The organism is Sinorhizobium saheli (genome assembly GCF_001651875.1).
Classification (GTDB): domain Bacteria; phylum Pseudomonadota; class Alphaproteobacteria; order Rhizobiales; family Rhizobiaceae; genus Sinorhizobium; species Sinorhizobium saheli.
This window is the reverse complement of record NZ_LNQB01000067.1, coordinates 69,266-89,941: the sequence shown is the minus strand read 5'-3', so window position 1 is coordinate 89,941 and position 20,676 is coordinate 69,266. Positions and strand designations below refer to the sequence as shown.

Genomic DNA, 20,676 nt, shown 5'->3' with positions numbered 1-20,676 from the left:
GCATCACGACCATGCGGTTCGAGCAATTCCTCATCGGCAATGCTGCGGCCAACGGGGCGAAGACGGCGCTGATCACCGACCGCAGGCGGCTCGGCTACGCTGAGTTCGACGATCTTTCGGCGCGGCTCGCGACCGCCCTTCAGGCAAACGGCGTAAAGCGGAACGATCGCGTCCTCGTCTTCATGGACAATTGCTGGGAGGCGGCGGTGGCGATCTTCGCCATCCTAAAGGCCGGCGCGACCTTCAGCCCGATCAATGCGTCTACGAAGGCGGACAAGCTCGCCTATATCGTCGCGGATTGCGAAGCCGCGGCGATCCTGACGCAGGCGAAACTGATGCCGGTCGTCGCCGAGGCGCTGGCTCTTTCGCCGGACAATGCGCTATTCGTCGCCTCGACCGCAGCGCCGGGTGGCCGTACCCCCGAGGGGGCCGCATCCTTCGAGGACTGCCTTGCCGCAGAGCGCGCGCCCGTCCGCCATGGCGGCATCGACGTCGACCTCGCCATGCTGATCTATACGTCCGGCTCGACCGGCCGGCCCAAGGGCGTGATGATGACCCACCGCAATATCGATGCGGCGTCGGAGTCGATCACCACCTATCTGCGCAACACGCCCGACGATATCATCCTCAACGTCCTGCCGCTCGCCTTCGACTACGGCCTCTATCAACTGCTGATGACGATCCGGCTCGGCGCCACGCTCGTGCTCGAGAAATCCTTCGCCTTCCCGCAGGCGATCTTCGAGCGAATCCGCGCCGAGGGCGTCACCGGCTTCCCGCTGGTGCCGACGATGGCGGCGATGATCCTGCAGATGCGCGACCTCGAACCCGGCTTCCTGCCGAGCCTGCGCTACCTATCCAACACCGCGGCGGCGCTGCCGCCGGCGCATATCGCGCGGCTGAGGGAGCTCTTTCCGACCGCCCGCCTCTATTCGATGTACGGGCTGACGGAGTGCAAGCGCTGCACCTATCTGCCGCCCGAGGAGCTTGACCGGCGGCCCGGATCGGTCGGCATCGCCATTCCCAACACGGAGGCCTTCGTGGTCGACGACGAGGGCAAGCGCGTGCCGCCCGGCGTCCCCGGCGAACTCGTCATCCGCGGTCCGCATGTGATGCAGGGCTATTGGCGCAACGATGCCGCGACCGCCCAGATGCTTCGCCCGGGGCCGAACCCGTGGGAAAAGGTGCTTCATACCGGCGACCTCTTCCGCACCGACGAGGAGGGCTTCCTCTATTTCGTCGGACGCAAGGACGACATCATCAAGACGCGCGGCGAGAAGGTGGCGCCGAAGGAGGTCGAGACCGTGCTGCACGCCCATCCGGGCATTGCGGAGGCGGTCGTCATCGGCGTTCCCGATCCGGTGCTCGGGGCAGCGATCGGCGCGCTCGTGGTGCTCTCGGACCCGACGCTTTCCGAAAAGGACATCATCCGCCACTGCGCCCGGCATCTCGAGGATTTCATGGTGCCGAAGATCGTCGAATTCCGCACCGAACTGCCGAAAACGGACACAGGCAAGGTCAGCCGCCGGCTTGCGGCCGAAACATTGGAGCCCGCAGAATGAATATCCGCCCGAGTGAGGACGCATTCATCTTCTCCGCCGATGCGCTGAAGATCGACGAGGCCGTGGAGACGCAACGGATCGTCGCGGGGCTCAGGGCGCAATTGCGGGCGATGCGCAAGCGCGGCCTGGTGCTGGGGCTTTCGGGCGGGATCGATTCCAGCGTTTCGGTGGCGCTCGCGGTTCGCGCCGTCGGCGCGAAAAATGTCTTCTGCCTGTTCATGCCGGAAAATGACTCCGATCCGGAAAGCCTGCGCCTCGGCCGGCTGGTCGCCGAAACCTTCGGGGTGGAGGCGATCGTCGAGGATATCGGACCGACGCTTGCCGCGATGGGCTGCTACGCGCGCCGCGACGCCTTCATCCGCGAACTCGTGCCCGGCTACGGGCCGGGCTGGGCCTCGAAGATCGTCATCGCCAATGCGCTCGAGGGTGAGGGCTACAATATCTCGTCGCTGGTCGTCCAGGACCCGGAGGGCAGGCAGACGAAGCTGCGCATGCCGCCCTCCGCCTATCTCGGCATCGTGGCGGCAACGAACATGAAGCAGCGCACCCGCAAGCAGATCGAATACTTTCATGCCGACCGGCTGAACTTCGCCGTGCTGGGGACGCCGAACCGGCTCGAATACGACCAGGGCTTCTTCGTCAAGAACGGCGACGGGGCCGCCGACGTCAAGCCGATCGCCCATCTCTACAAGTCGCAGGTCTATGCGCTTGCCGGCTATCTCGGGGTGCCCGAGGAAATCCGCCGCCGGCCACCGACGACCGACACCTATTCGCTCGCACAGACGCAGGAGGAGTTCTATTTCTCGCTGCCCTACGACCGGATGGACCTCTGCCTCTACGGCCTCAACAACGGTATCGGCGCCGATGCGGTGGGGCGTGCGGCGCAATTGAACGCCGACGAGGTGAAACGCGTCTGGGCGGACATCGCGGCCAAGCGCAAGGCGACGCGCTACCTGCATCTCGGGCCGCAGCTCGTGGAGCCCGTCAAGGAAATCACCCGCTACTGACGCGGGGGCGCTGTACCGCCCGCGTGTGCATACGAACCTCAACGCTGCACCCGCCGTCGCGCGAGCCGGCGTTCGGTTTAGGACCAGTCGTCCTCCAATATCAGACCGCACGTCCCGCCGCGAACGGGACGTGCGATTTCGCGAAGCTCTTATTGAGCCGGCTGAGCCGGGGCAGGCGCGGGCTCGGCCGGGGCAGGCGTCGTCGGTGCCGGTTCGGCCGGGGCAGGCGTCGTTGGTGCCGGTTCGGCTGGCGCCGGCTGGGTTGGCGTCGTTTCCGTTGCAGAAGGTGCGGGCTGCTCCGCTTCCTGCTGCGTTCCCGGCATGAAGAAGATGACCGCGAGGATGACGATCGCGAGCACTATGATGCCGATGATCACATTTCGGTTCATGCTGATTCCTCCGCTGCTGACGACCATCTTCGATTGAAGGCGCATTAGCCATCGCCGAATCAACCGCAGATGAGCCGCTAGCCTATCATGCATCTGGCTAAGCGTTGAATAGCAATGAGATAATCCCTCTCCGCCCCTCAATGAATGGTGGCTGCGGGGCCTTGCCGCGCGCCGCCGGCGCCTCCGCGACGAGGCCTTCGCGGGGCAAAGAAGGAGGTCGGATTAACTATTTGTTAACCATGCGTCGGCTACATCTTGGCAATGAAAAATTAACGAAGATGACCAAAGTGCTAACCGACGCTCGTTCGATCCGTATCAAGGGCCGCTCCTTCCTGGCGCTCGTACTTTCCCCGGAACTGCCGCTCGATTGGTGGCTGGGCCGACTCGACGATCTCGCCGCCCGTTCGGCGGGCTTTTTCCTCGGCCGGCCGGTCGTCCTCGACGTGGCCGACCTCGAGATCGACCGGGCGCAACTGAAGGGCCTCATCGAGGAGCTCGGCAAGCGCAATGTCAGGATCATGGGCATCGAAGGCGGCCGTCCGTCGCTCTTCGAGCCGGGCATGCCGCCGGCCATGAAGGGCGGCCGTCCGGCCCCCGATTTCGAGGTTCCGGAGAACGAGCCGGCGGCCGAATCGTCGAAGGCCGCTGCCGAGGTCGCATCGGCCGCGCCGGTCATCCGCGAGGAGGTCCAGCCGGCCCGGGCCACGGCCTCGATCATCGTCCGGGAGCCCGTGCGCTCCGGCCAGTCGGTGATCTTTCCCGAAGGCGACGTGACGGTCATCGGCTCCGTGGCATCGGGTGCGGAAATCATCGCGGGGGGTTCGGTCCATATCTACGGGACACTCAGGGGACGAGCGCTGGCAGGGTCGGTCGGAAATGCATCGGCGCGCATTTTCTGCCGCAAGCTCGAGGCGGAGCTGCTTGCGATCGACGGCGTCTACAAGACCGCCGAGGACATGGCGCCGGGACTTCGCGGCCAGGCGGTGCAGCTTTGGCTCGAAGGCGATTCGATCATGGCGGAGAGACTTAACTGAGCCGGCTGCCGGCTCGATTCTAACGGATTGGAGCGGGATGCGGGCCCGCTCTGCAACAGGAGCGGGAAGATGGCGAAAGTTGTTGTTGTTACATCGGGCAAGGGCGGCGTCGGCAAGACGACTTCAACCGCCGCACTCGGCGCGGCGCTGGCCCAGCGCAACGAGAAGACGGTCGTCGTCGACTTCGACGTCGGCCTGCGCAATCTCGACCTCGTCATGGGGGCCGAGCGCAGGGTCGTTTACGACCTGGTCAACGTCATACAGGGCGACGCCAAGCTGACGCAGGCGATGATCCGCGACAAGAGGCTGGAGACGCTCTTCCTGCTGCCGGCATCGCAGACCCGCGACAAGGATGCGCTGACGCCCGAGGGTGTCGAGCGGGTGATGGACGAGTTGAAGAAGCACTTTGACTGGATCATCTGCGACAGCCCGGCCGGCATAGAGCGCGGCGCGACGCTCGCGATGCGCCACGCCGACGTCGCCGTCGTGGTGACGAACCCGGAAGTCTCCTCGGTTCGCGACTCCGACCGCATCATCGGCCTCCTCGATGCAAAGACGGAGCGGGCGGAACGGGGAGAGCGGGTTGAAAAGCACCTGCTGCTGACGCGCTACGACGCCGTCCGCGCCGAACGCGGCGACATGCTGAAGGTCGACGATGTCCTGGAGATCCTGTCGATCCCGCTCATCGGCATCGTTCCGGAGAGCGCCGACGTCCTCAAGGCTTCCAACCTCGGTGCCCCGGTGACGCTCGCCGACAGCCGAAGCGCCCCGGCGATCGCCTATCTCGACGCCGCCCGCCGGCTTGCCGGCGAAACGCTGCCGATCACCATTCCGGGAGAAAAGCGAGGCTTCCTCGGCAAGATATTCGGACGGAGGGCAGCATGAGCATATTCCGTTTCTTCAGCAAACAGAGCTCCGCGCCGACGGCGCGCGAGCGCCTTCAGGTCCTGCTCGCGCATGAGCGGGCCTCGGTCGGGCAGTCGGACCTGGTGGCGGTGCTCCGGGAGGAAATCCTTGCCGTCATCGCCAAGCACGTGCAGGTCGACCGCGACAGGGTGAGCGTGAAGATGGACCGCGGCGAGCACGTCACCACGCTGGAAGTCGACATCGAGATCCCGATCACGGCGGGGGTCCGGGCGGCCTGAGAGGGTCGCTCCGTTCCAGGTCTCCTTGAAGCGACCTCGGTTCAAGGACAAAGACAGGGTAGCAATTCGAAGTCCTGCGGCGCCGCGCGTCTGATGCGCGGCGCCGTAGTCGCAACAGTGACGGGAGCCCGGAGCAGTGCCCGGGCTTTCCGCTTTTGTGGTCCCTTATTGGCGCTCGTGGGCGGAACGGCGTCAAGGCTGATACGGCGAAGTCTTCCATTTGATGGAACAACCGATCGAGGGCTGCTGCTCCGCCGGGCCTTTCCCGGTGCGCGACACCATGACCATCGCCTCGTAGAGGTCGCGCCTCAGATCGGCAGGGCCGATGTCCTTGCGCGAGGCGTCCAGGCGACCGCGATACTGCAGTTCCATGTCGCTGTTGAACCCGAAGAAGTCGGGCGTGCAGACGGTGTCATAGGCTTTGGCGACGGATTGGTCCTCATCGTGGAGGTAAGGGAAGGGCAGGGCGTGCTGCGCGGCAAAGCGCTTCATGTTGTCGAACGAATCCTCCGGATAGGCCTCGGCGTCGTTCGCGTTAATAGCCAAGAAGCCGATGCCGTGGTCCTTGAGGTCCCTCGCGTCCCGGGCGATACGGCTGATGACCGCCTTCACATATGGGCAATGATTGCAGATGAAGGCGACGACGAGCCCGTTCGGGCCGGAAAGGTCGAGGATCGAATAGGTCCGGCCATCGGTCGCCTGCAGGCGGGCGTCGACCGCCTTCCAGCCGAAATTGCAAAGGGGCGGGGTCGCTGCCATGTTGCTTCAACTCCTCTTTCTAGAACGGATAGCCGAGAACGGATAGCCAAGTGTACGCGGATTTCCGCCCGCTTCACGCGCAAATGCGATCACGATTCCGGTTCCGGGGCGTCGCCCGTCGTCACCGTGAGCCGAGGGTCGCCAATCCGGGTGCGTCCGCGGCGGCGCGCAACGCCCTGATATTGCCGGCATAGGCCTCCCGGCCGCCCTTGAAGACCGCGGACCCGGCAACCAGCACGTCGGCGCCGGCCCGGGCAACCAGCGGCGCGGTCTCGGGCGTGACGCCGCCGTCGATCTCGATCTGGATCGGACGGTTGCCGATCATCGATTTCACGCGCCGCACCTTCTCGACGACCGCCGGGATGAAGGCCTGGCCGCCGAAGCCGGGATTGACCGTCATCATGAGGATCAGGTCGAGCCGGTCGAGCACATATTCTATTGCCGTTTCCGGTGTCGAAGGATTGAGCGAGACGCCGGCCTTGCAGCCGAGATTGCGGATCGCCTGCAAGGACCGGTCGAGATGGATGGTCGCTTCGGCGTGCACGGTGATGACGTCGCAGCCGGCATCGGCGAAGGCGCCTAGAAACGGGTCGGCCGGCGCGATCATCAGATGACAGTCGAACACCTTGTCGGTCCGGTTGCGGATCGCCTTGATGACCGGAGGCCCGAAGGTGATGTTCGGCACGAAATGACCGTCCATCACGTCGAGGTGGATCCAGTCGGCACCCGCCTTCGAGACGGCCTCGACCTCCTCGCCGAGCAGCGAGAAATCGGCCGACAGGATCGAGGGGGCTATGAGGGTCTTCCTGCTCATGACGATGTCTCCGGATGTTTGGGCTCGACCATGCCGAAGACACGGCTGGCGGAAATGTCCCGGGCCGTGATGGTCGAGAGTTGCTCGGCATTGACCGGCCCGGCGCTTTCCTCGAACAGGCGGTTCGCCTGGCGCAGCCGGGCGCGGTCGAGCGCATTGCGGATGGAGCGCGCATTGGCGAAATGCGGCTGTTGCCGCCGGCGGGCGATATAGTCGCTCATCACCGTCGCCGCCTTGGTGTCGAATCGATAGCCCTGATGGCTGAGCATGGTCTCGGCGATCGACAAGAGCTCCCCGTCGTCATAGTCGGGGAAATCGATGTGGTGGGCGATGCGTGAGCGGAAGCCCGGATTGCTCTCGAAGAACCGGTCCATGCGGTCGGCATAGCCGGCGAGAATGACCACCAGGTCGTCGCGGTTGTTCTCCATCACCTGCAGGAGGATCTCGATCGCTTCCTGGCCGTAGTCGCGCTCGTTGTCGGGGCGATAAAGGTAATAGGCCTCGTCGATGAACAGCACGCCGCCCATCGCCTTCTTCAGGATCTCCTTGGTCTTGGGCGCGGTGTGGCCGATATATTGCCCGACCAAATCGTCGCGCGTCACCGATACCAGATGCCCTTTGCGGATATAGCCGAGCCGGTGCAAGAGATTGGCCATGCGCAAGGCGACCGTCGTCTTGCCGGTGCCGGGATTGCCGGTGAAGCTCATGTGCAGCGACGGCGGCTCATGGCTGAGCCCCATCGCCCGGCGGGCCCGCTCGACGAGCAGCAGGGCTGCCGTCTCGCGGATCCGCTGCTTCACGGGCTTTAGTCCGACAAGTTCCCGATCCAGCTCCTCGAGGATCTCGGCGACGCCGGACACCCTGTATTCCTCCGCGAGATCGACCGATGTCGGCAGGGTTTCGGGGTCCGGCTGAGCTTCCGGCATCACCATCTGTTTGCTCCTCCTACGCTCGCGTTTCCCAGGCGTAATGCTGGCTGCGGCCGCGGCTCTCCGTTCGGGTCATCCTGAGGCTCGGTTCGTTTTCCGGACGGTTGACGATGAAGGACATCGTCACGGTCTCGAGCCCGCGGCTGGAATCGAAGGCATTGAGGCGGATGTAGTGTTGCGGGTGGGTCTTGCGGCAATCCTCCAGCTCCATCATCACGCCCTTGGCATCCTTGAGGTCGAACATCGGATTGCCCCACATTTCCCAATAGGTGTTGCGGGGGTGGGGGTCGTCGGTATGCTCGACGCCGATCGCCCATCCCCTGCCGAGGCAATATTCCACCTGCGCCGTGATCTGCTCGTCCGTCAGGTCCGGCAGGAACGAGAAGCACCCTTGAGTGATACGCATGATCGTCTTTCCTTCTCTGATGCGTCAGGCGACGCTTACGGTCGGGACGAAGTCCGAGGAGTCCGTCGGGGTGTAGTTGAAGGTGATGTTGCCCCAGGTCTCGAGCGCCGCTTCCAGCGGCTTGCACCATTTGGCCGCCGCCCGGAGGATTTCCGGGCCGTCGTTGGCGATGTCACGGCCCTCGTTGCGGGCAAGCACCATGGTTTCGAGCGCGACGCGATTGGCGGTAGCGCCCGCCTGGATGCCCATCGGATGCCCGATCGTGCCGCCGCCGAACTGCAGCACGACGTCGTCGCCGAAGAGGTCGAGCAGTTGGTGCATCTGGCCGGCATGGATGCCGCCGGAGGCCACCGGCATGACCTTCTTGATGTCGGCCCAGTCCTGCTCGAAGAACAGCCCGCGCGGCAGGTCGACCTCGTTCTTCATCTCGCGGCAGACATTGTAGTAGCCCTGCACGGTCAAGGGGTCGCCTTCGAGCTTGCCGACGGCGGTGCCGGCGTGCAGGTGGTCGACGCCGGCGAGCCTCAGCCATTTGGCGATGACGCGGAAGGAGATGCCGTGGTTCTTCTGCCGCGTATAGGTGCCGTGGCCGGCCCGATGCATGTGCAGAATCATGTCGTTCTGCCGGCACCATTCCGAGATGGACTGGATGGCGGTCCAGCCGACGATGAGGTCGACCATGACGATGACGGAGCCGAGCTCCTTGGCGAATTCGGCACGGCGGTACATTTCCTCCATCGTGCCGGCGGTGACGTTGAGGTAATGCCCCTTGACCTCGCCGGTGACGGCGGAGGCGTGGTTGACCGCCTCCATGCAGTAGAGGAAGCGGTCGCGCCAATGCATGAAGGGCTGCGAATTGATGTTCTCGTCGTCCTTCATGAAGTCGAGGCCGCCCTTCAGTCCCTCATAGACGACCCGGCCATAGTTCTTGCCCGACAGCCCGAGCTTCGGCTTGGTGGTGGCGCCGAGCAGCGGCTTGCCGAACTTGTCGAGCCGCTCGCGCTCGACGACGATGCCGGTCGGCGGGCCCTTGAAGGTCTTCACATAGGCGACGGGCAGCCGCATGTCCTCGAGCCTTGCCGCCTTCAAGGGCTTGAACGAGAAGACGTTGCCAATAATCGATGCGGTGAGATTGGCGATCGATCCTTCCTCGAAGAGGATGAGGTCGTAGGCCACATAGCAGAAATATTGCCCCGGCGCTCCCGGGACCGGATCGACCCGGTAGGCCTTGGCGCGATACTGGTCGCAGGCGGTCAGCCGGTCGGTCCAGACGACCGTCCAGGTGGCGGTCGAGCTTTCGCCGGCAACGGCGGCGGCCGCCTCGATCGGGTCGACGCCGTCCTGCGGCGTGATCCGGAACAGCGCGATCAGATCGGTGTCCTTCGGTTCGTAGTCGCCGTTCCAATAGCCCATCTGCGCGTATTTGAGCACGCCGGCCCTGTAGCGTTCCTTGCCCTTGATCTCTGTCTTTGCATCGGCGTTCATGGCGAAGTCCTTTCCTTTGATAGCTTGCGTCAGGCGGCCTCGGACCGCGTTGCCAGGGGTTTGAGCGAGCCGCTCGCATAGCGCCGGGCCATCTCCGCGAGCGGGACGACCTTGATTCGGGAGGCGTTGCCCGCAGTGCCGAAGGCCTCGAAACGGGCCTTGCAGACGGCAGACATGGCGTCCATGGCGGGCTTCAGGAACTTGCGCGGGTCGAATTCACTGCGGCTCGTATCGGCGACGCGGCGAAAGGCGGCGGCTGCGGCGAGCCGCAGGTCGGTGTCGATATTGACCTTGCGCACGCCGAAGCGGATGCCTCTGACGATCTCCTCGACGGGCACGCCGTAGGTCTCGCGCATCTCGCCGCCATGGGCGTTGAAGACGTCCTGCCACTCCTGCGGCACCGAGGACGAGCCGTGCATGACGATATGGGTGTTCGGCAGCCGCTCGTGAATCTTCTCGATGACGTCCATGGCGAGCACGTCGCCGGTCGGCTTGCGGGTGAATTTGTAGGCGCCGTGCGAGGTGCCGATCGCCACCGCCAGCGCATCGACCTCAGTCTCGGCGACGAAGCGGGCGGCCTCGTCCGGGTCGGTCAGAAGCTGCGACCGGTCGAGCGCGCCTTCGAAGCCGTGACCGTCCTCGGCCTCGCCGTGGCCGGTCTCGAGCGAGCCGAGGCAGCCGAGTTCGCCTTCCACCGAAGCGCCGACCATGTGGGCGAGGCGGCTCACTTCGGCGGTGATCGCGACGTTGTAGGCATAGTCGGCCGGGGTCTTCGCGTCCTCCTTCAACGAGCCGTCCATCATCACCGAGGTGAAGCCGTGCTGGATCGCCGAGAGGCAGGTCGCGACATTGTTGCCGTGGTCCTGGTGGATGCAGAGCGGGATGTCGGGATACATCGCCTCGAGCGCTTCCATCATCTTGGCCAGCATGATGTCGTTGGCATAGGTGCGGGCGCCGCGCGAGGCCTGCAGGATCACCGGTGCATCGCAGGCGCGCGCCGCCTCCATGATCGCCAGCCCCTGTTCCATGTTGTTGATGTTGAAGGCCGGCACGCCGTAGCTGCGTTCGGCGGCATGATCGAGCAATTGGCGGAGCGTGATGCGGGCCATGTCAAACCTCCCTGGATGATGTGATGACGTCTCTCGGTCTCGTGAGCGGCGCTTCCCGATAATCCCCGCGAACCAGCTCCAAGGCTTCCGCGACGACGTGGTCGGCGGTGATGCCGAAATGGCGGTAGAGGTCTCCGGCGGGCGCCGAGGCGCCGAAGCCAGGCATGCCGACGAAGACGCCGTCCGGCCCCATCCAGCGATCCCAGCCGAGGCGGCCGGCCGCCTCGACGGCGATGCGCGGCGCGTCGCCGAGGACCTGCCGCCGGTAGGCTGCATCCTGGGCCTCGAACTTCTCCCAGCAGGGCATGGAGACCACCGCCGCTTCGATGCCCTCCTCGGCCTGCAGCCGTTCGGCTGCGGCAAGGGCGATCTCGACCTCCGATCCGGTGGCAAGCAGCGTGACGTCGCGTCGCCGGCGCGCTTCCTTCAGCACATAGGCCCCGCGCGCCGACAGGTTCTCCTCCCCCTCGCTCTGGCGCAGCATCGGCAGGGCCTGACGCGACAGGGCAAGGACGCTCGGCGTCTTCTTCTCGCCAAGCGCGATCTCCCAGCACTCGGCCGTCTCGATGATGTCGGCGGGCCGGAAGACGTTGAGGTTGGGGGTCGCCCTGAGCATCGCCAGATGCTCGACCGGCTGGTGCGTCGGTCCGTCCTCGCCGAGCCCGATGGAATCATGGGTCAGGACGTAGATGACGGGAAGGCCCATCAGCGCCGAGAGACGCATGGCGCCGCGGGCATAGTCGGAAAAGACCAGGAAGGTGCCGCCATAGGGGATGAAGCCGCCATGGAGCGCAATCCCGTTCATGGCGGCCGCCATGGCGTGCTCGCGGATGCCGTAATGCAGATAGCGTCCCTTGAAATTGCCGGGCGCAATGGCTTCAGTCTGCGACGTCATCGTCAGGTTCGAGCCGGTGAGGTCGGCCGAGCCGCCGATCGTCAGCGCCGTCGCGCCGTTGATGACCTCCAGCACCATCTGCGAGGCCTGCCGCGTGGCGACCTTCGACGCTTTCTTGCGATGCGCGGCGCGGAATTTCGCCAGGAGATCGGCCACTTCCCTGTCCAGTTCCCGGCCGATCGTCCGTTCGTAGCGCTTTTTCGAGCGCGAAGCGTCCAGCCGGATTTCCCATGCCTCGCGCGCCATCCGGCCCCGCGCGGCCACCCTTTGCCAGGCGGACCTGATCTCCGGCGGTACGAAGAAGGGCGGGTGGGGCCAGCCGAGTTTCTCGCGCGTCGCGGCGATTTCCTTCTCGCCGAGTGCGGCCCCATGGGTCTTGTGCGAGCCCTCCATGGTTGCCGCGCCCTTGCCGATCCGGGTACGGCAGGCGATCAGCGACGGTTTGCGGGTCCGGCGCGCCCGCTCGATCGCCTTCGCCATCGCCTCCGGATCATGGCCGTCGACGCTCTGCGCATCCCAGCCGGCGGCGCGGAAGCGCGCAAGCTGGTTCATGGAGGTGGAGAGGTCGGTCGAACCATCGATCGATATCCGGTTGTCGTCCCAGAGCACGATGAGCTTGCGCAGCTTCAGATGCCCGGCAAGGTCAATCGCCTCGTGGCTGATGCCCTCCTGCAGGCAGCCGTCGCCCGCAACGACATAGGTGAAGTGGTTGCAGAGCGAACTCGTAAAGCGGGCGGCCATCATCTGCTCGGCGATCGCCATGCCGACGGCCGTGGAAATCCCCTGGCCGAGCGGGCCGGTGGTCGTCTCGATCCCGAGCGCATGGCCGTATTCCGGATGGCCGGCCGTCTTCGAGCCGAGCTGGCGGAAGGCCGAGAGCTCCGCCATCGGCATGTCGGCAAAGCCGATCAGGTGATGGATGGCATAAAGCAGCATCGAGCCGTGGCCGGCCGAAAGCACGAAACGGTCGCGATCCGGCCAGTCGGGCAGCGAAGGATCGATCCGGATGAAGCGGTTGAAGAGCACGGTCACCGCGTCGGCCATGCCCATCGGCATGCCGGGATGGCCGGACTTGGCCTTCTCGACGGCATCCATGGCGAGAAAGCGGATGGCGTCGGCCATGTTGCGTTCCGATGCGGCGGCACGGGTGTCGATCTGCTGCGAAACATTCATGGGTGGTCTCCTCACGACATGCGGTGCTTGCGCTCGAGCAGCTTGTGGATGAGCGGGGTGAAGATCAGCTGCATGGCCAGGTCGAGCTTGTCGCCCGGCACCACGATGGAATTGGCGCGCGACATGAAGCTGTTGTGGAGCATCGACAGGAGGTAGGGGAAATCGATGCTTTGCGGCTTGGCGAATCGGATGACCAGGATCGATTCCGCCGCCGTCGGTATCCAGCGGGCGATGAAGGGGTTCGACGTGTCGACGATCGGCACGCGCTGGAAATTGATGTCGGTCAGCGAAAACTGCGGGCAGATATAGTTCACGTAATCGGGCATCCGCCGGAGGATCGTGTCGGTCACGGCCTCGGTGGAGTAGCCGCGCGTCGCCTTGTCGCGGTGGATCTTCTGGATCCATTCGAGATTGATCACCGGAACGACGCCGATCTTCAGGTCGCAATGCTGGGCGAGATTGACCTCGTCGGTGACGGCACAGCCGTGCAATCCCTCGTAGAACAGGAGGTCGCTGTCGCCGAACTCCTCCCAGTCCGTGAAGGTGCCGGGGGCGGCGCCATATTTCGCGGCCTCGGCGTCGTCATGCACATAGTGGCGGGTGCGCCCGACGCCGCGCCGGCCATATTCGGCAAAGACGCTTTCGAGGATTTCCAGCTCGTTCGCCTCGGCGGAGAAATGGGTGAAGTCGACGCCTCTCGCCTTCTCCTCGGCTATCTTGCGGCGCATGCTTTCGCGGTCGTAGCGGTGGAAGGCATCCCCTTCGATGAAGGACGCGCGGACGTTCTCGCGCTTGAAGATCTTCTCGAACGTGTCCTTGACGGTCGTGGTGCCGGCGCCGGACGAGCCGGTGATCGATATGATCGGATATTTGGCGGACATGTGTTGTTCCCCTCAGGCGCGAAACAGGCCGCGCTTGCCGAAGAGCGGCGCGCGTTCGCCAATCATGTTCGGGTCGACGTGATAGCGCGCGACGCGCGCCACCTCGCGCTGCGAGCCGAAAGCCAGCGGCACGCGCTGGTGCAGGTTTTCCGGAACGAGATCGAGAATGCGGGTGATGGAGTTCGTGGCCGCACCGCCGGCATTCTCGATGACGAAGGCGATCGGATTGGCCTCGTAGACGAGCCGCAGCCGGCCCTGGTGGTAGCCCTTGCGACCGTCGGCGGGGTAGAGGAAGATGCCGCCGCGAACGAGGATCCGATAGGTCTCGGCGACCAGAGAGGCGACCCACCGCATGTTGAAGTCACGCTCGCGCGGCCCTTCCGATCCCGCCAGGCAATCGTCGACATAGAGCCGGACGGCCTCTTCCCAGTGGCGGTAATTCGACATGTTGATGGCGAACTCGCTGGTGCGCTCCGGGATGCTGACCGACTTGTAGGCCTCGACGAAGCATCCGAGCCGATTGGAAAAGATGAAGATCTCCGTGCCCTTGCCGAGCGACAGGACGAGCGTGGTCTGTGGGCCATAGATGAAGAAGCCGGCCGCCAGCTGGCGGTTTCCGGGCTGCAGGAAGGACTGCGCAGGGTCGGTGTCCGGTCCCTTGACGGCGGGCACCACCGAGAAGACCGTGCCGATGGAGATGTTGCCGTCGATGTTGGACGAACCGTCGAGCGGATCGACGGCAACCGCAAGGCGCGCGGTCGGATCGAGGAGGGCAGGCTTTTCGAGCTCCTCCGAGGCGTAGTGGGCGACGGGTGCTTCCTGAAGGCAGGAGAGGAAGAGCTCGTCGCACAGGACGTCCAGGTCCTTCTGCAGGTCGCCGTCGGCATTGGTGCCGCCGCCGGTGCCGTTGAACGCGGTGCCGAGCGCCCCCTGATTGACGATCTTGCGGACGACGAGGGCGGCGGTTGCCAGCCTCTGGATCACCGCGGCGACTTCCTGCCCGATATCGTCGCCATTGGCGGTGCGTGAGCTGAGATAAGCCTCGAGCGTTGCGCCTGACATGATGCCTCCTCCAGAATGTTGAGGGCAGCATGGCGCAAACGGAGAGTTTGTAAAATTTATTCGATTGACTTGGGAAGTTAGCTTTTCTTACTCTTGCTGTATGCGCAACCTGACCATTCGCCAGCTCCGCACCGTGGAAGCCATCTGCCGCCTGGGGAAGATCAACCTCGCGGCCGAGGCCTTGCGTGTGACCGGGCCGGCGCTCACGCTGCAGGTCCAGCAGCTCGAAAGGGATGCCGGCGTGCCGCTGTTCGACCGGACGCGCAGCGGCATGGTTCCGACGGCCTACGGTCTTGCCTTCCTCGAGGCGGCGCGGGCGGTCGAGGACAGCCTGGCGGCGCTCGAGGATTCGATCGGTGCCATCAAGGGGCTGAGAACCGGGCGATTGCGCCTCGGCGTCGTGTCGACCGGAAAATATTTTGCGCCGCAGCTCATTGCCGCCTTCCGCGACCAGATGCCGGATATCGAGATCAATCTCTTCATCGGCAACCGTGCCGAGATCATCGCCAAATTGAGGGATCACGAGGTCGATATCGCCCTCATGGGGCGGCCGCCGCGCGACTTCGAGGTGCGGGCGCAGGTGTTCGGCGATCATCCGCTGGTCTTCATCGCCCCCGCCGGCCACGCGCTCGCGGGCATTCTCGAGATTTCGCGCGAGCGGATCGCCCAGGAACAATTTTTGGTGCGGGAAAAGGGGTCGGGGACGCGTATCTCGCTGGAGATATTCCTGAGCGACACGCCGCACAAGCTGGAGGAAGTCGGCACCGAGATCGCTTCCAACGAGACGATCAAGCAGGCCGTCATCGCCGGCCTCGGCATTGCCTTCATCTCGGCCCATACGATCGAGCAGGAGGTGAAGCTCGGGCGCCTCGTCATCCTCGACGTCGTCGACACGCCGATCCGCCGCCAATGGTTCAGCGTCACGCGCATGGATCGTGCCGCGACGCCGGCCGTGCAGGCCTTCGAGCGCTTCCTGCTCGCTTCCGGTGCGCGCTATCTGCCGGTGGTGAGCAAACCCTACCCCGCAAACGCCTTCCGCTGAGCGGATAGCGATCGGCTCCTCTGTCGCCTTGCTCGCCGCACGCCCGGCTTCGTGAAGCGGCCGGGCGCACAAATGTGCCGCCTTCGCAAGCCGCCGGCATGTCGACCTAGGTCGTAATTGCTAGTCCCCACCCCGCTTGCTACCATTCGAGACGGAGGAGGAGATAGCGCGATCGCTTGTCGGCCGATTGTCGAAAGCGGCGAGCCGCGAGGCTTTCAGCCCGCCAGCCCGCGCGGAAACCGACCTTGCGAAGAAGCCCGGCCACGGCGCTGCCGGGCCTCGCCGGATGAGGCGCAAGCCACCCGGCCGTTCACTCAAGCCGCGCTCGTCCCGGGCGCCGCTTGTTCCATGCTCGCCCCGGCTGCGAGGGCGCCTGCGAGAACGGGAGCGAGCACCCAACCCAAGCCGAATGGAGGAAATATGGCCTGGCACAAACCGAAATTCATCGAAGTCAGCTGCGCTATGGAAATCACCCGCTACGTTCCCGCTGACGGGGATGAGCCGATCCTCTTCTGAGGCAGCGCAGCGAGGGTCGGTCCGAAACGCATTAGGTATCTCCCGGTGAAGAAAACGTCCGATCTTCGCATCATCGTTCTGGGGGCCGCCGCCGGCGGCGGCCTTCCGCAATGGAACTGCGGCTGTGCAAACTGTTCGGCGGCGCGCGATACGGCGTCCCCCCTCAAGCCGCAGACGCAATCCTCCCTCGCGGTCAGTCTCGATGGCGAAGCCTGGGCCGTTTTCAACGCCTCGCCGGACATCCGCCAGCAGATTCAGGCCAATCCGCAACTGCAGCCGCGCCGCCTGCGCCACACGCCGATCAAAAGCGTGGTCCTCACCAACGGCGATATCGACCACCTGGCGGGACTGCTCGTCCTCAGGGAAAAGCAGGCGTTCACCGTCTTCGCGACCGCGGCCGTCGACCGCATCATCGCCGGGAACGCGATCTTCGGCGTGCTCGATCCGGAATTCGTTGCGAGGAAGTCCATCGCGATCGAGCAGGCATTCTCCCCGCTCCCCGGCCTTGAAGCGCGGGTGTTCGCCGTGCCCGGCAAGGTTCCGCTCTTTCTCGAAGACGGCGAACCGGACCTCAACGTTGAAGGCGAAGACACGGTCGGAATTGAGCTGCGCGCCGGCGGCAGACGTGTCTATTACATTCCGGGCTGCGGCATGATGAACGACGCCCTTGCCGCGCGCCTCGAAGGGGCCGATGCGCTGTTCTTCGACGGCACGCTCTTCAGCGATGACGAGATGATCGCGACCGGAACGGGCCGGAAGACGGGCCGTCGCATGGGCCACATGCCGATCGCCGGCGAAGGAGGCAGCCTCGATGCGCTCGCGCGATTGAACATTCGCCGAAAGATCTACGTCCACATCAACAACACGAACCCGATCTGGCGGCCCGGCGCCGAGCGCGAACGCGTCGAGGGACGAGGCCTGGAAGTCGGGTTCGACGGCATGGAGGTCCGACTTTGACGACGCCAACCGACAAGCACGCTTTTCATGCCCGGCTTCTGGAGATCGGCAAGGAGCGCTATCACGACAAGCACCCCTTTCACGTGATGCTCCATGGCGGCCACTGCACGATGACGCAGGTTCGCGCCTGGGTCATCAACCGCTACTATTACCAGAGCCGCATCCCGATGAAGGATGCGGCTTTCCTGTCGCGTTGCGACGACCCGGACCTGCGTCGGGCCTGGCGCTCCCGCATCGAGGACCATGACGGCGGCATCGACGAGGGCGGCGGCATCCGCCGTTGGCTGCGTCTCGCCGAAGCTGTCGGCCTTGACCCTGCTTATGTCGCTTCGACCAAGGGGGTGCTGCCCGCGACCCGCTTTGCCGTCGACGCCTATGTGTCCTTCGTCCGGGAAAAGCCGCTCGTCGAGGCGGTGGCATCCTCGCTGACCGAGCTTTTCGCGCCGAAAATCCATTCGGAGCGCATCGCCGGGCTGCTGGAGCACTATGCCTTCGCGGACGATGCGGCGCTCGCCTATTTCCGCCAGCGGCTGAACGAGGCGCCGCGCGATGTCGAGTTCGGCCTCTCCTTTGTCCTCGATCACGCCGACACCCGCGAAAAGCAGGATGCGGCCGCAGCCGCGCTCACCTTCAAGACGGATGTTCTCTGGTCGCAACTCGACGCGCTCTATTCCGCCTATGTGACGCCGGGCCGCATTCCGCCGGGCGGCTGGGACGGCGAGGAGGGCGTCGTCGGCAAGACGATCGCGACGGAGGCAGCCGAATGAGCGGCGATGCCCCTCGGATTTCCGGTTCCAGCGTCGTCAAGCTGGCGCGAGGGGTGCGGCTGCGCGAGGATCCGGTCCGCGGCCAGACGGTGCTGCTGGCGCCGGAAAGCGCCATGGCGCTCGACGATATCGCCGTTGCCATCGTCGAGGCCCTCGATGGCAAGCGGAGCCTCGAGCGGATCGCCGCCGACTTTGCCGAAAAGTTCGACGCTCCCGTCGCCCGGATCGCGGAGGACGTCGAGACGTTCATCCACGAGCTTGCCGTCCGCCGCATGCTGGAGATCGTCGAATGAGAACGAGCGTCACCTCCGCCGGCGATATCGCGCGCGACATTCCGCGCGCTCCGCCGCCCATGGCGATGCTCGCCGAGCTGACGCATCGCTGTCCGCTCGCCTGCCCCTATTGCTCCAATCCGATCGAGCTGACGCGGGCGAACGAGGAGCTGTCGACGGAGGAATGGATAGGCGTCTTCAGGCAAGCCGCCGATCTCGGCGTCTTGCATCTGCACTTGTCGGGCGGCGAGCCGGCCTCGCGCAGGGATCTGGTCGAACTCACCCGGGCGGCGGTTTCCCTGGGGCTCTATACCAATCTCATCACCTCGGGCGTGGGTTTGACCGGGGCCCGGATCGGCAGCCTCGCCGATGCCGGGCTCGACCACCTTCAGCTCTCGCTCCAGGGCGTCTCCCCCGAAAGCGCCGACCGGATCGGCGGCTATCAGGGCGGCTATGAACGGAAAATGGCCGTCGCCGCCTGGGTGGCCGGTGCCGGCATTCCGCTGACCCTCAACGCCGTCTGCCACCGGGAGAACATGGGCGAGATCGACGCGATGATCGAGCTTGCGATCCGGCTGAAGGCGCGGCGGGTGGAGATCGCCACGGTGCAGTTTCACGGTTGGGCCGAGCGCAACAAGGCGGCCCTGATGCCGACGCGCGAGCAGGTCGAGCGGGCGACGCGAACGGTCGCCGAGGCGCGCGAGAAATATCAGGGCGTGCTGGTGATCGACTACGTGCCGGCCGACTACCATTCCAGATACCCGAAGGCCTGCATGGGCGGCTGGGGCCGGGTGGGGCTGAACGTCACGCCGTCGGGACGGGTGCTTCCCTGCCACGCCGCGGAAACCATTCCGAGCCTGTCCTTCGAGAATGTGCGCGAAACCTCGCTTGCCGCGATCTGGTACGACAGCGACGCCTTCAATGCCTATCGCGGCGAGGACTGGATGCCGGAGCTCTGCCGGAGCTGCGAGCGCAAGAAGGTGGATTTCGGCGGCTGCCGCTGCCAGGCCATGGCGCTTGCCGGCGACGCCAGCGCAACGGACCCGGTTTGCATCCGCTCACCGCTTCGCGAGCGGCTGACGCGCGAAGCGGATGCGCTTTCGACGACGCAGTCGGCTGGCCTGATCTATCGCGGCCGGTGAACGGCGCAGGAGAGCATGAAACGACGCGGCGCTCAAATCATTCGACCAACGTCCGGAAGCATGCATCGCCATCTCTTGACGCGAAGCGCCGGATGCTGCTCCGACCATTGCGCCACGTATATGACGGACTGAAACATGCATTGGTGCAAGGAAACGAGATCCTGAAGCTGCAGGTTCTCCTCGCGGCATTTTTCCGGTGCCGACGCAAGGCACACGGTCATCACAAGCGTTACCGGTCCCATGATGTCCCCCGAATCTGGGATGCAGTTACGCGAATGCTAATGAAGTAATTGATGAAATGGAGCCCCCCTTTTCACAAAAATGTGCTCATCCGACCCGCACCGCGTGATCGCTGGCCATGTGGTGGCCTTTGGGCAACACCTCCGTCGGCGCGGCACCCGGCGTTTTGGGGCCGGGCGGCCCGCTGGAGCATTTTGCAGTCCGGTGGAGTCACGTGACCGAAAAATGCGGCAAAAACAAATGGATAGAGGGGTGGCGCGAACGCCTGTGAGCGCGTCCCGCTCCAGCCGCCCCCTTGGGAAGCGGGCGGTCTGCCCTATGTAACAGCGGGTGCAATCATCCCGAAGGCGATCGCTGATGTCCGACAAGCCGATCAGAATTCCCGGGCCCGACCATCCGATCACCATCGACCGCAACCCGGCGCGCGTCGTCGTCAGGCTCGGTGGGCACGTCGTCGCCGATACGCGCGAGGCGCTGACATTGCGCGAGGCATCCTACGCGCCGGTGCACTATATCCCCCGCGAGGACGTCGACATGTCGCTGCTTGCGCGCACCGATCATGCGACGCATTGCCCCTACAAGGGCGACGCTTCCTATTACAGCATACCGCTCGGCGGCGAGCGTTCGAAGAACGCCGTCTGGACCTATGAGGACCCGCATGCGGCGGTCCGTGAAATCAAGGACCGCCTGGCGTTCTATCCGGATCGGGTGGATTCGATCGAGGAACTGGCTGGCTGAGGAGCCGGTTTCCTATTTCAGGAAGTCGGCGCGATGCGGCGTGAAGCTGTCGATCAGCCGCCCGGCTGCCAGCGCGACGACGCCGTGGACCACGCCCGAGGGCGCGATGAAACTGTCGCCGGCGGAAAGAACCGTGCTGTGTCCGCCGACCGTGACTTCGAACTTTCCTTCCGCGACATAGCTCGCCTGGACGTGCGGATGCGAGTGCGGCGCGCCGATGCCGCCCTTCTCGAAGGTGAATTCGACCATCATCAGCTCGTCCGTGTGGAGGATCACCCGCCGGCGGTTGCCCTGTCCGAGATCGGTCCATTCACCTTCGTCGGCGCGAGCGAAAAGCTGCGTCTCCATTTTCATC

The 20,676-nt window shown here is 64.9% G+C and carries 24 protein-coding genes; 12 read left to right on the top strand and 12 right to left on the bottom strand.

The features are described from left to right. Positions 1-11: 11 nt before the first annotated feature. On the top strand, positions 12-1,559 hold the full coding sequence (locus ATB98_RS09195) for a class I adenylate-forming enzyme family protein (RefSeq protein WP_066872317.1): 1,548 nt from the start codon (positions 12-14) through the stop codon (positions 1,557-1,559). Continuing rightward, a complete protein-coding gene (gene nadE / locus ATB98_RS09190) occupies positions 1,556-2,566 on the top strand; it encodes an NAD(+) synthase (RefSeq protein ID WP_066872314.1) in 1,011 nt (336 codons plus the stop codon). Before ATB98_RS09195 ends, nadE begins: the two co-directional genes overlap by 4 nt. Positions 2,567-2,715: 149 nt before the next feature. Here the strand turns inward: nadE and ATB98_RS09185 are convergent, their stop codons facing one another. Beyond that, positions 2,716-3,000 carry a dynamin gene (locus ATB98_RS09185; protein ID WP_192934013.1) on the bottom strand — a complete coding sequence of 95 codons (285 nt, stop codon included), beginning with the start codon at positions 2,998-3,000 and terminating at the stop codon, positions 2,716-2,718. A gap of 233 nt (positions 3,001-3,233) precedes the next feature. Between ATB98_RS09185 and minC the strand changes: the two genes are divergently transcribed. From minC to minE, 3 genes are all read left to right on the top strand, one after another. Continuing rightward, positions 3,234-3,989, top strand: coding sequence for a septum site-determining protein MinC (minC, locus tag ATB98_RS09180; RefSeq protein ID WP_066872311.1), 756 nt, complete (start codon positions 3,234-3,236; stop codon positions 3,987-3,989). A gap of 69 nt (positions 3,990-4,058) precedes the next feature. Beyond that, entirely contained in the window at positions 4,059-4,874 is an 816-nt protein-coding gene (gene minD, locus ATB98_RS09175) for a septum site-determining protein MinD (protein ID WP_066872308.1), read from the top strand. After that, positions 4,871-5,134, top strand: coding sequence for a cell division topological specificity factor MinE (minE, locus tag ATB98_RS09170; protein ID WP_066872305.1), 264 nt, complete (start codon positions 4,871-4,873; stop codon positions 5,132-5,134). The genes minD and minE overlap by 4 nt, the downstream gene beginning before the upstream one ends. A gap of 192 nt (positions 5,135-5,326) precedes the next feature. On the opposite strand, the gene ATB98_RS09165 is transcribed toward minE, so the two are convergent. The 9 genes from ATB98_RS09165 to ATB98_RS09125 form a co-directional block, all read right to left on the bottom strand. Then, positions 5,327-5,893 (bottom strand): thioredoxin family protein, encoded by a 567-nt coding sequence (locus ATB98_RS09165; RefSeq protein ID WP_066872302.1) that lies wholly within the window; start codon positions 5,891-5,893, stop codon positions 5,327-5,329. A 121-nt stretch (positions 5,894-6,014) separates the two neighbouring features. Continuing rightward, positions 6,015-6,707, bottom strand: coding sequence for a ribulose-phosphate 3-epimerase (gene rpe, locus ATB98_RS09160; RefSeq protein ID WP_066872299.1), 693 nt, complete (start codon positions 6,705-6,707; stop codon positions 6,015-6,017). Beyond that, positions 6,704-7,639 (bottom strand): CbbX protein, encoded by a 936-nt coding sequence (gene cbbX / locus ATB98_RS09155; RefSeq protein ID WP_066872296.1) that lies wholly within the window; start codon positions 7,637-7,639, stop codon positions 6,704-6,706. The genes rpe and cbbX overlap by 4 nt, the downstream gene beginning before the upstream one ends. 13 nt (positions 7,640-7,652) lie before the next feature. Continuing rightward, positions 7,653-8,042, bottom strand: coding sequence for a ribulose bisphosphate carboxylase small subunit (locus ATB98_RS09150; RefSeq protein WP_066872293.1), 390 nt, complete (start codon positions 8,040-8,042; stop codon positions 7,653-7,655). A gap of 24 nt (positions 8,043-8,066) precedes the next feature. Then, entirely contained in the window at positions 8,067-9,527 is a 1,461-nt protein-coding gene (locus ATB98_RS09145; protein WP_066872290.1) for a form I ribulose bisphosphate carboxylase large subunit, read from the bottom strand. A gap of 29 nt (positions 9,528-9,556) precedes the next feature. Continuing rightward, positions 9,557-10,636 (bottom strand): class II fructose-bisphosphate aldolase, encoded by a 1,080-nt coding sequence (gene fba, locus ATB98_RS09140; protein ID WP_066872287.1) that lies wholly within the window; start codon positions 10,634-10,636, stop codon positions 9,557-9,559. 1 nt (position 10,637) lies between these two features. After that, positions 10,638-12,704, bottom strand: a complete 2,067-nt coding sequence (gene tkt / locus ATB98_RS09135) for a transketolase (RefSeq protein ID WP_066872284.1) — start codon at positions 12,702-12,704, stop codon at positions 10,638-10,640. 11 nt (positions 12,705-12,715) lie between these two features. Next, positions 12,716-13,585: a phosphoribulokinase gene (locus ATB98_RS09130; RefSeq protein WP_066872282.1), complete on the bottom strand. Its 870-nt coding sequence runs from the start codon at positions 13,583-13,585 to the stop codon at positions 12,716-12,718. 12 nt (positions 13,586-13,597) lie between these two features. After that, positions 13,598-14,647 (bottom strand): class 1 fructose-bisphosphatase, encoded by a 1,050-nt coding sequence (locus ATB98_RS09125; protein WP_066872279.1) that lies wholly within the window; start codon positions 14,645-14,647, stop codon positions 13,598-13,600. Positions 14,648-14,747: 100 nt separating this feature from the next. Here ATB98_RS09125 and ATB98_RS09120 point away from each other — a divergent pair, with 100 nt between their 5' ends. From ATB98_RS09120 to pqqE, 6 genes are all read left to right on the top strand, one after another. Continuing rightward, positions 14,748-15,689 carry a LysR family transcriptional regulator gene (locus tag ATB98_RS09120; RefSeq protein ID WP_066872276.1) on the top strand — a complete coding sequence of 314 codons (942 nt, stop codon included), beginning with the start codon at positions 14,748-14,750 and terminating at the stop codon, positions 15,687-15,689. A 420-nt stretch (positions 15,690-16,109) separates the two neighbouring features. Further along, the gene (gene pqqA, locus ATB98_RS09115) at positions 16,110-16,205 is read left to right on the top strand and encodes a pyrroloquinoline quinone precursor peptide PqqA (RefSeq protein WP_066872273.1); all 96 of its coding nucleotides are present in this window, start codon (positions 16,110-16,112) and stop codon (positions 16,203-16,205) included. A gap of 45 nt (positions 16,206-16,250) precedes the next feature. Beyond that, the gene (gene pqqB / locus ATB98_RS09110) at positions 16,251-17,162 is read left to right on the top strand and encodes a pyrroloquinoline quinone biosynthesis protein PqqB (RefSeq protein ID WP_066872270.1); all 912 of its coding nucleotides are present in this window, start codon (positions 16,251-16,253) and stop codon (positions 17,160-17,162) included. Continuing rightward, positions 17,159-17,929: a pyrroloquinoline-quinone synthase PqqC gene (gene pqqC, locus ATB98_RS09105; RefSeq protein WP_066872267.1), complete on the top strand. Its 771-nt coding sequence runs from the start codon at positions 17,159-17,161 to the stop codon at positions 17,927-17,929. The genes pqqB and pqqC overlap by 4 nt, the downstream gene beginning before the upstream one ends. Next, positions 17,926-18,222 carry a pyrroloquinoline quinone biosynthesis peptide chaperone PqqD gene (gene pqqD / locus ATB98_RS09100; RefSeq protein ID WP_066872264.1) on the top strand — a complete coding sequence of 99 codons (297 nt, stop codon included), beginning with the start codon at positions 17,926-17,928 and terminating at the stop codon, positions 18,220-18,222. Before pqqC ends, pqqD begins: the two co-directional genes overlap by 4 nt. After that, entirely contained in the window at positions 18,219-19,343 is a 1,125-nt protein-coding gene (pqqE, locus tag ATB98_RS09095) for a pyrroloquinoline quinone biosynthesis protein PqqE (protein ID WP_066872261.1), read from the top strand. Before pqqD ends, pqqE begins: the two co-directional genes overlap by 4 nt. A gap of 32 nt (positions 19,344-19,375) precedes the next feature. Here pqqE and ATB98_RS29950 read toward each other — a convergent pair whose 3' ends face one another. Continuing rightward, the gene (locus ATB98_RS29950) at positions 19,376-19,585 is read right to left on the bottom strand and encodes a hypothetical protein (protein WP_084435396.1); all 210 of its coding nucleotides are present in this window, start codon (positions 19,583-19,585) and stop codon (positions 19,376-19,378) included. A gap of 355 nt (positions 19,586-19,940) precedes the next feature. Between ATB98_RS29950 and ATB98_RS09090 the strand changes: the two genes are divergently transcribed. Continuing rightward, complete coding sequence (locus ATB98_RS09090; RefSeq protein WP_066872258.1) at positions 19,941-20,321, top strand: DUF427 domain-containing protein; 381 nt, start codon at positions 19,941-19,943, stop codon at positions 20,319-20,321. A gap of 12 nt (positions 20,322-20,333) precedes the next feature. Here the strand turns inward: ATB98_RS09090 and ATB98_RS09085 are convergent, their stop codons facing one another. Further along, positions 20,334-20,669 (bottom strand): cupin domain-containing protein, encoded by a 336-nt coding sequence (locus tag ATB98_RS09085; protein WP_066872254.1) that lies wholly within the window; start codon positions 20,667-20,669, stop codon positions 20,334-20,336. Positions 20,670-20,676: the final 7 nt, after the last annotated feature.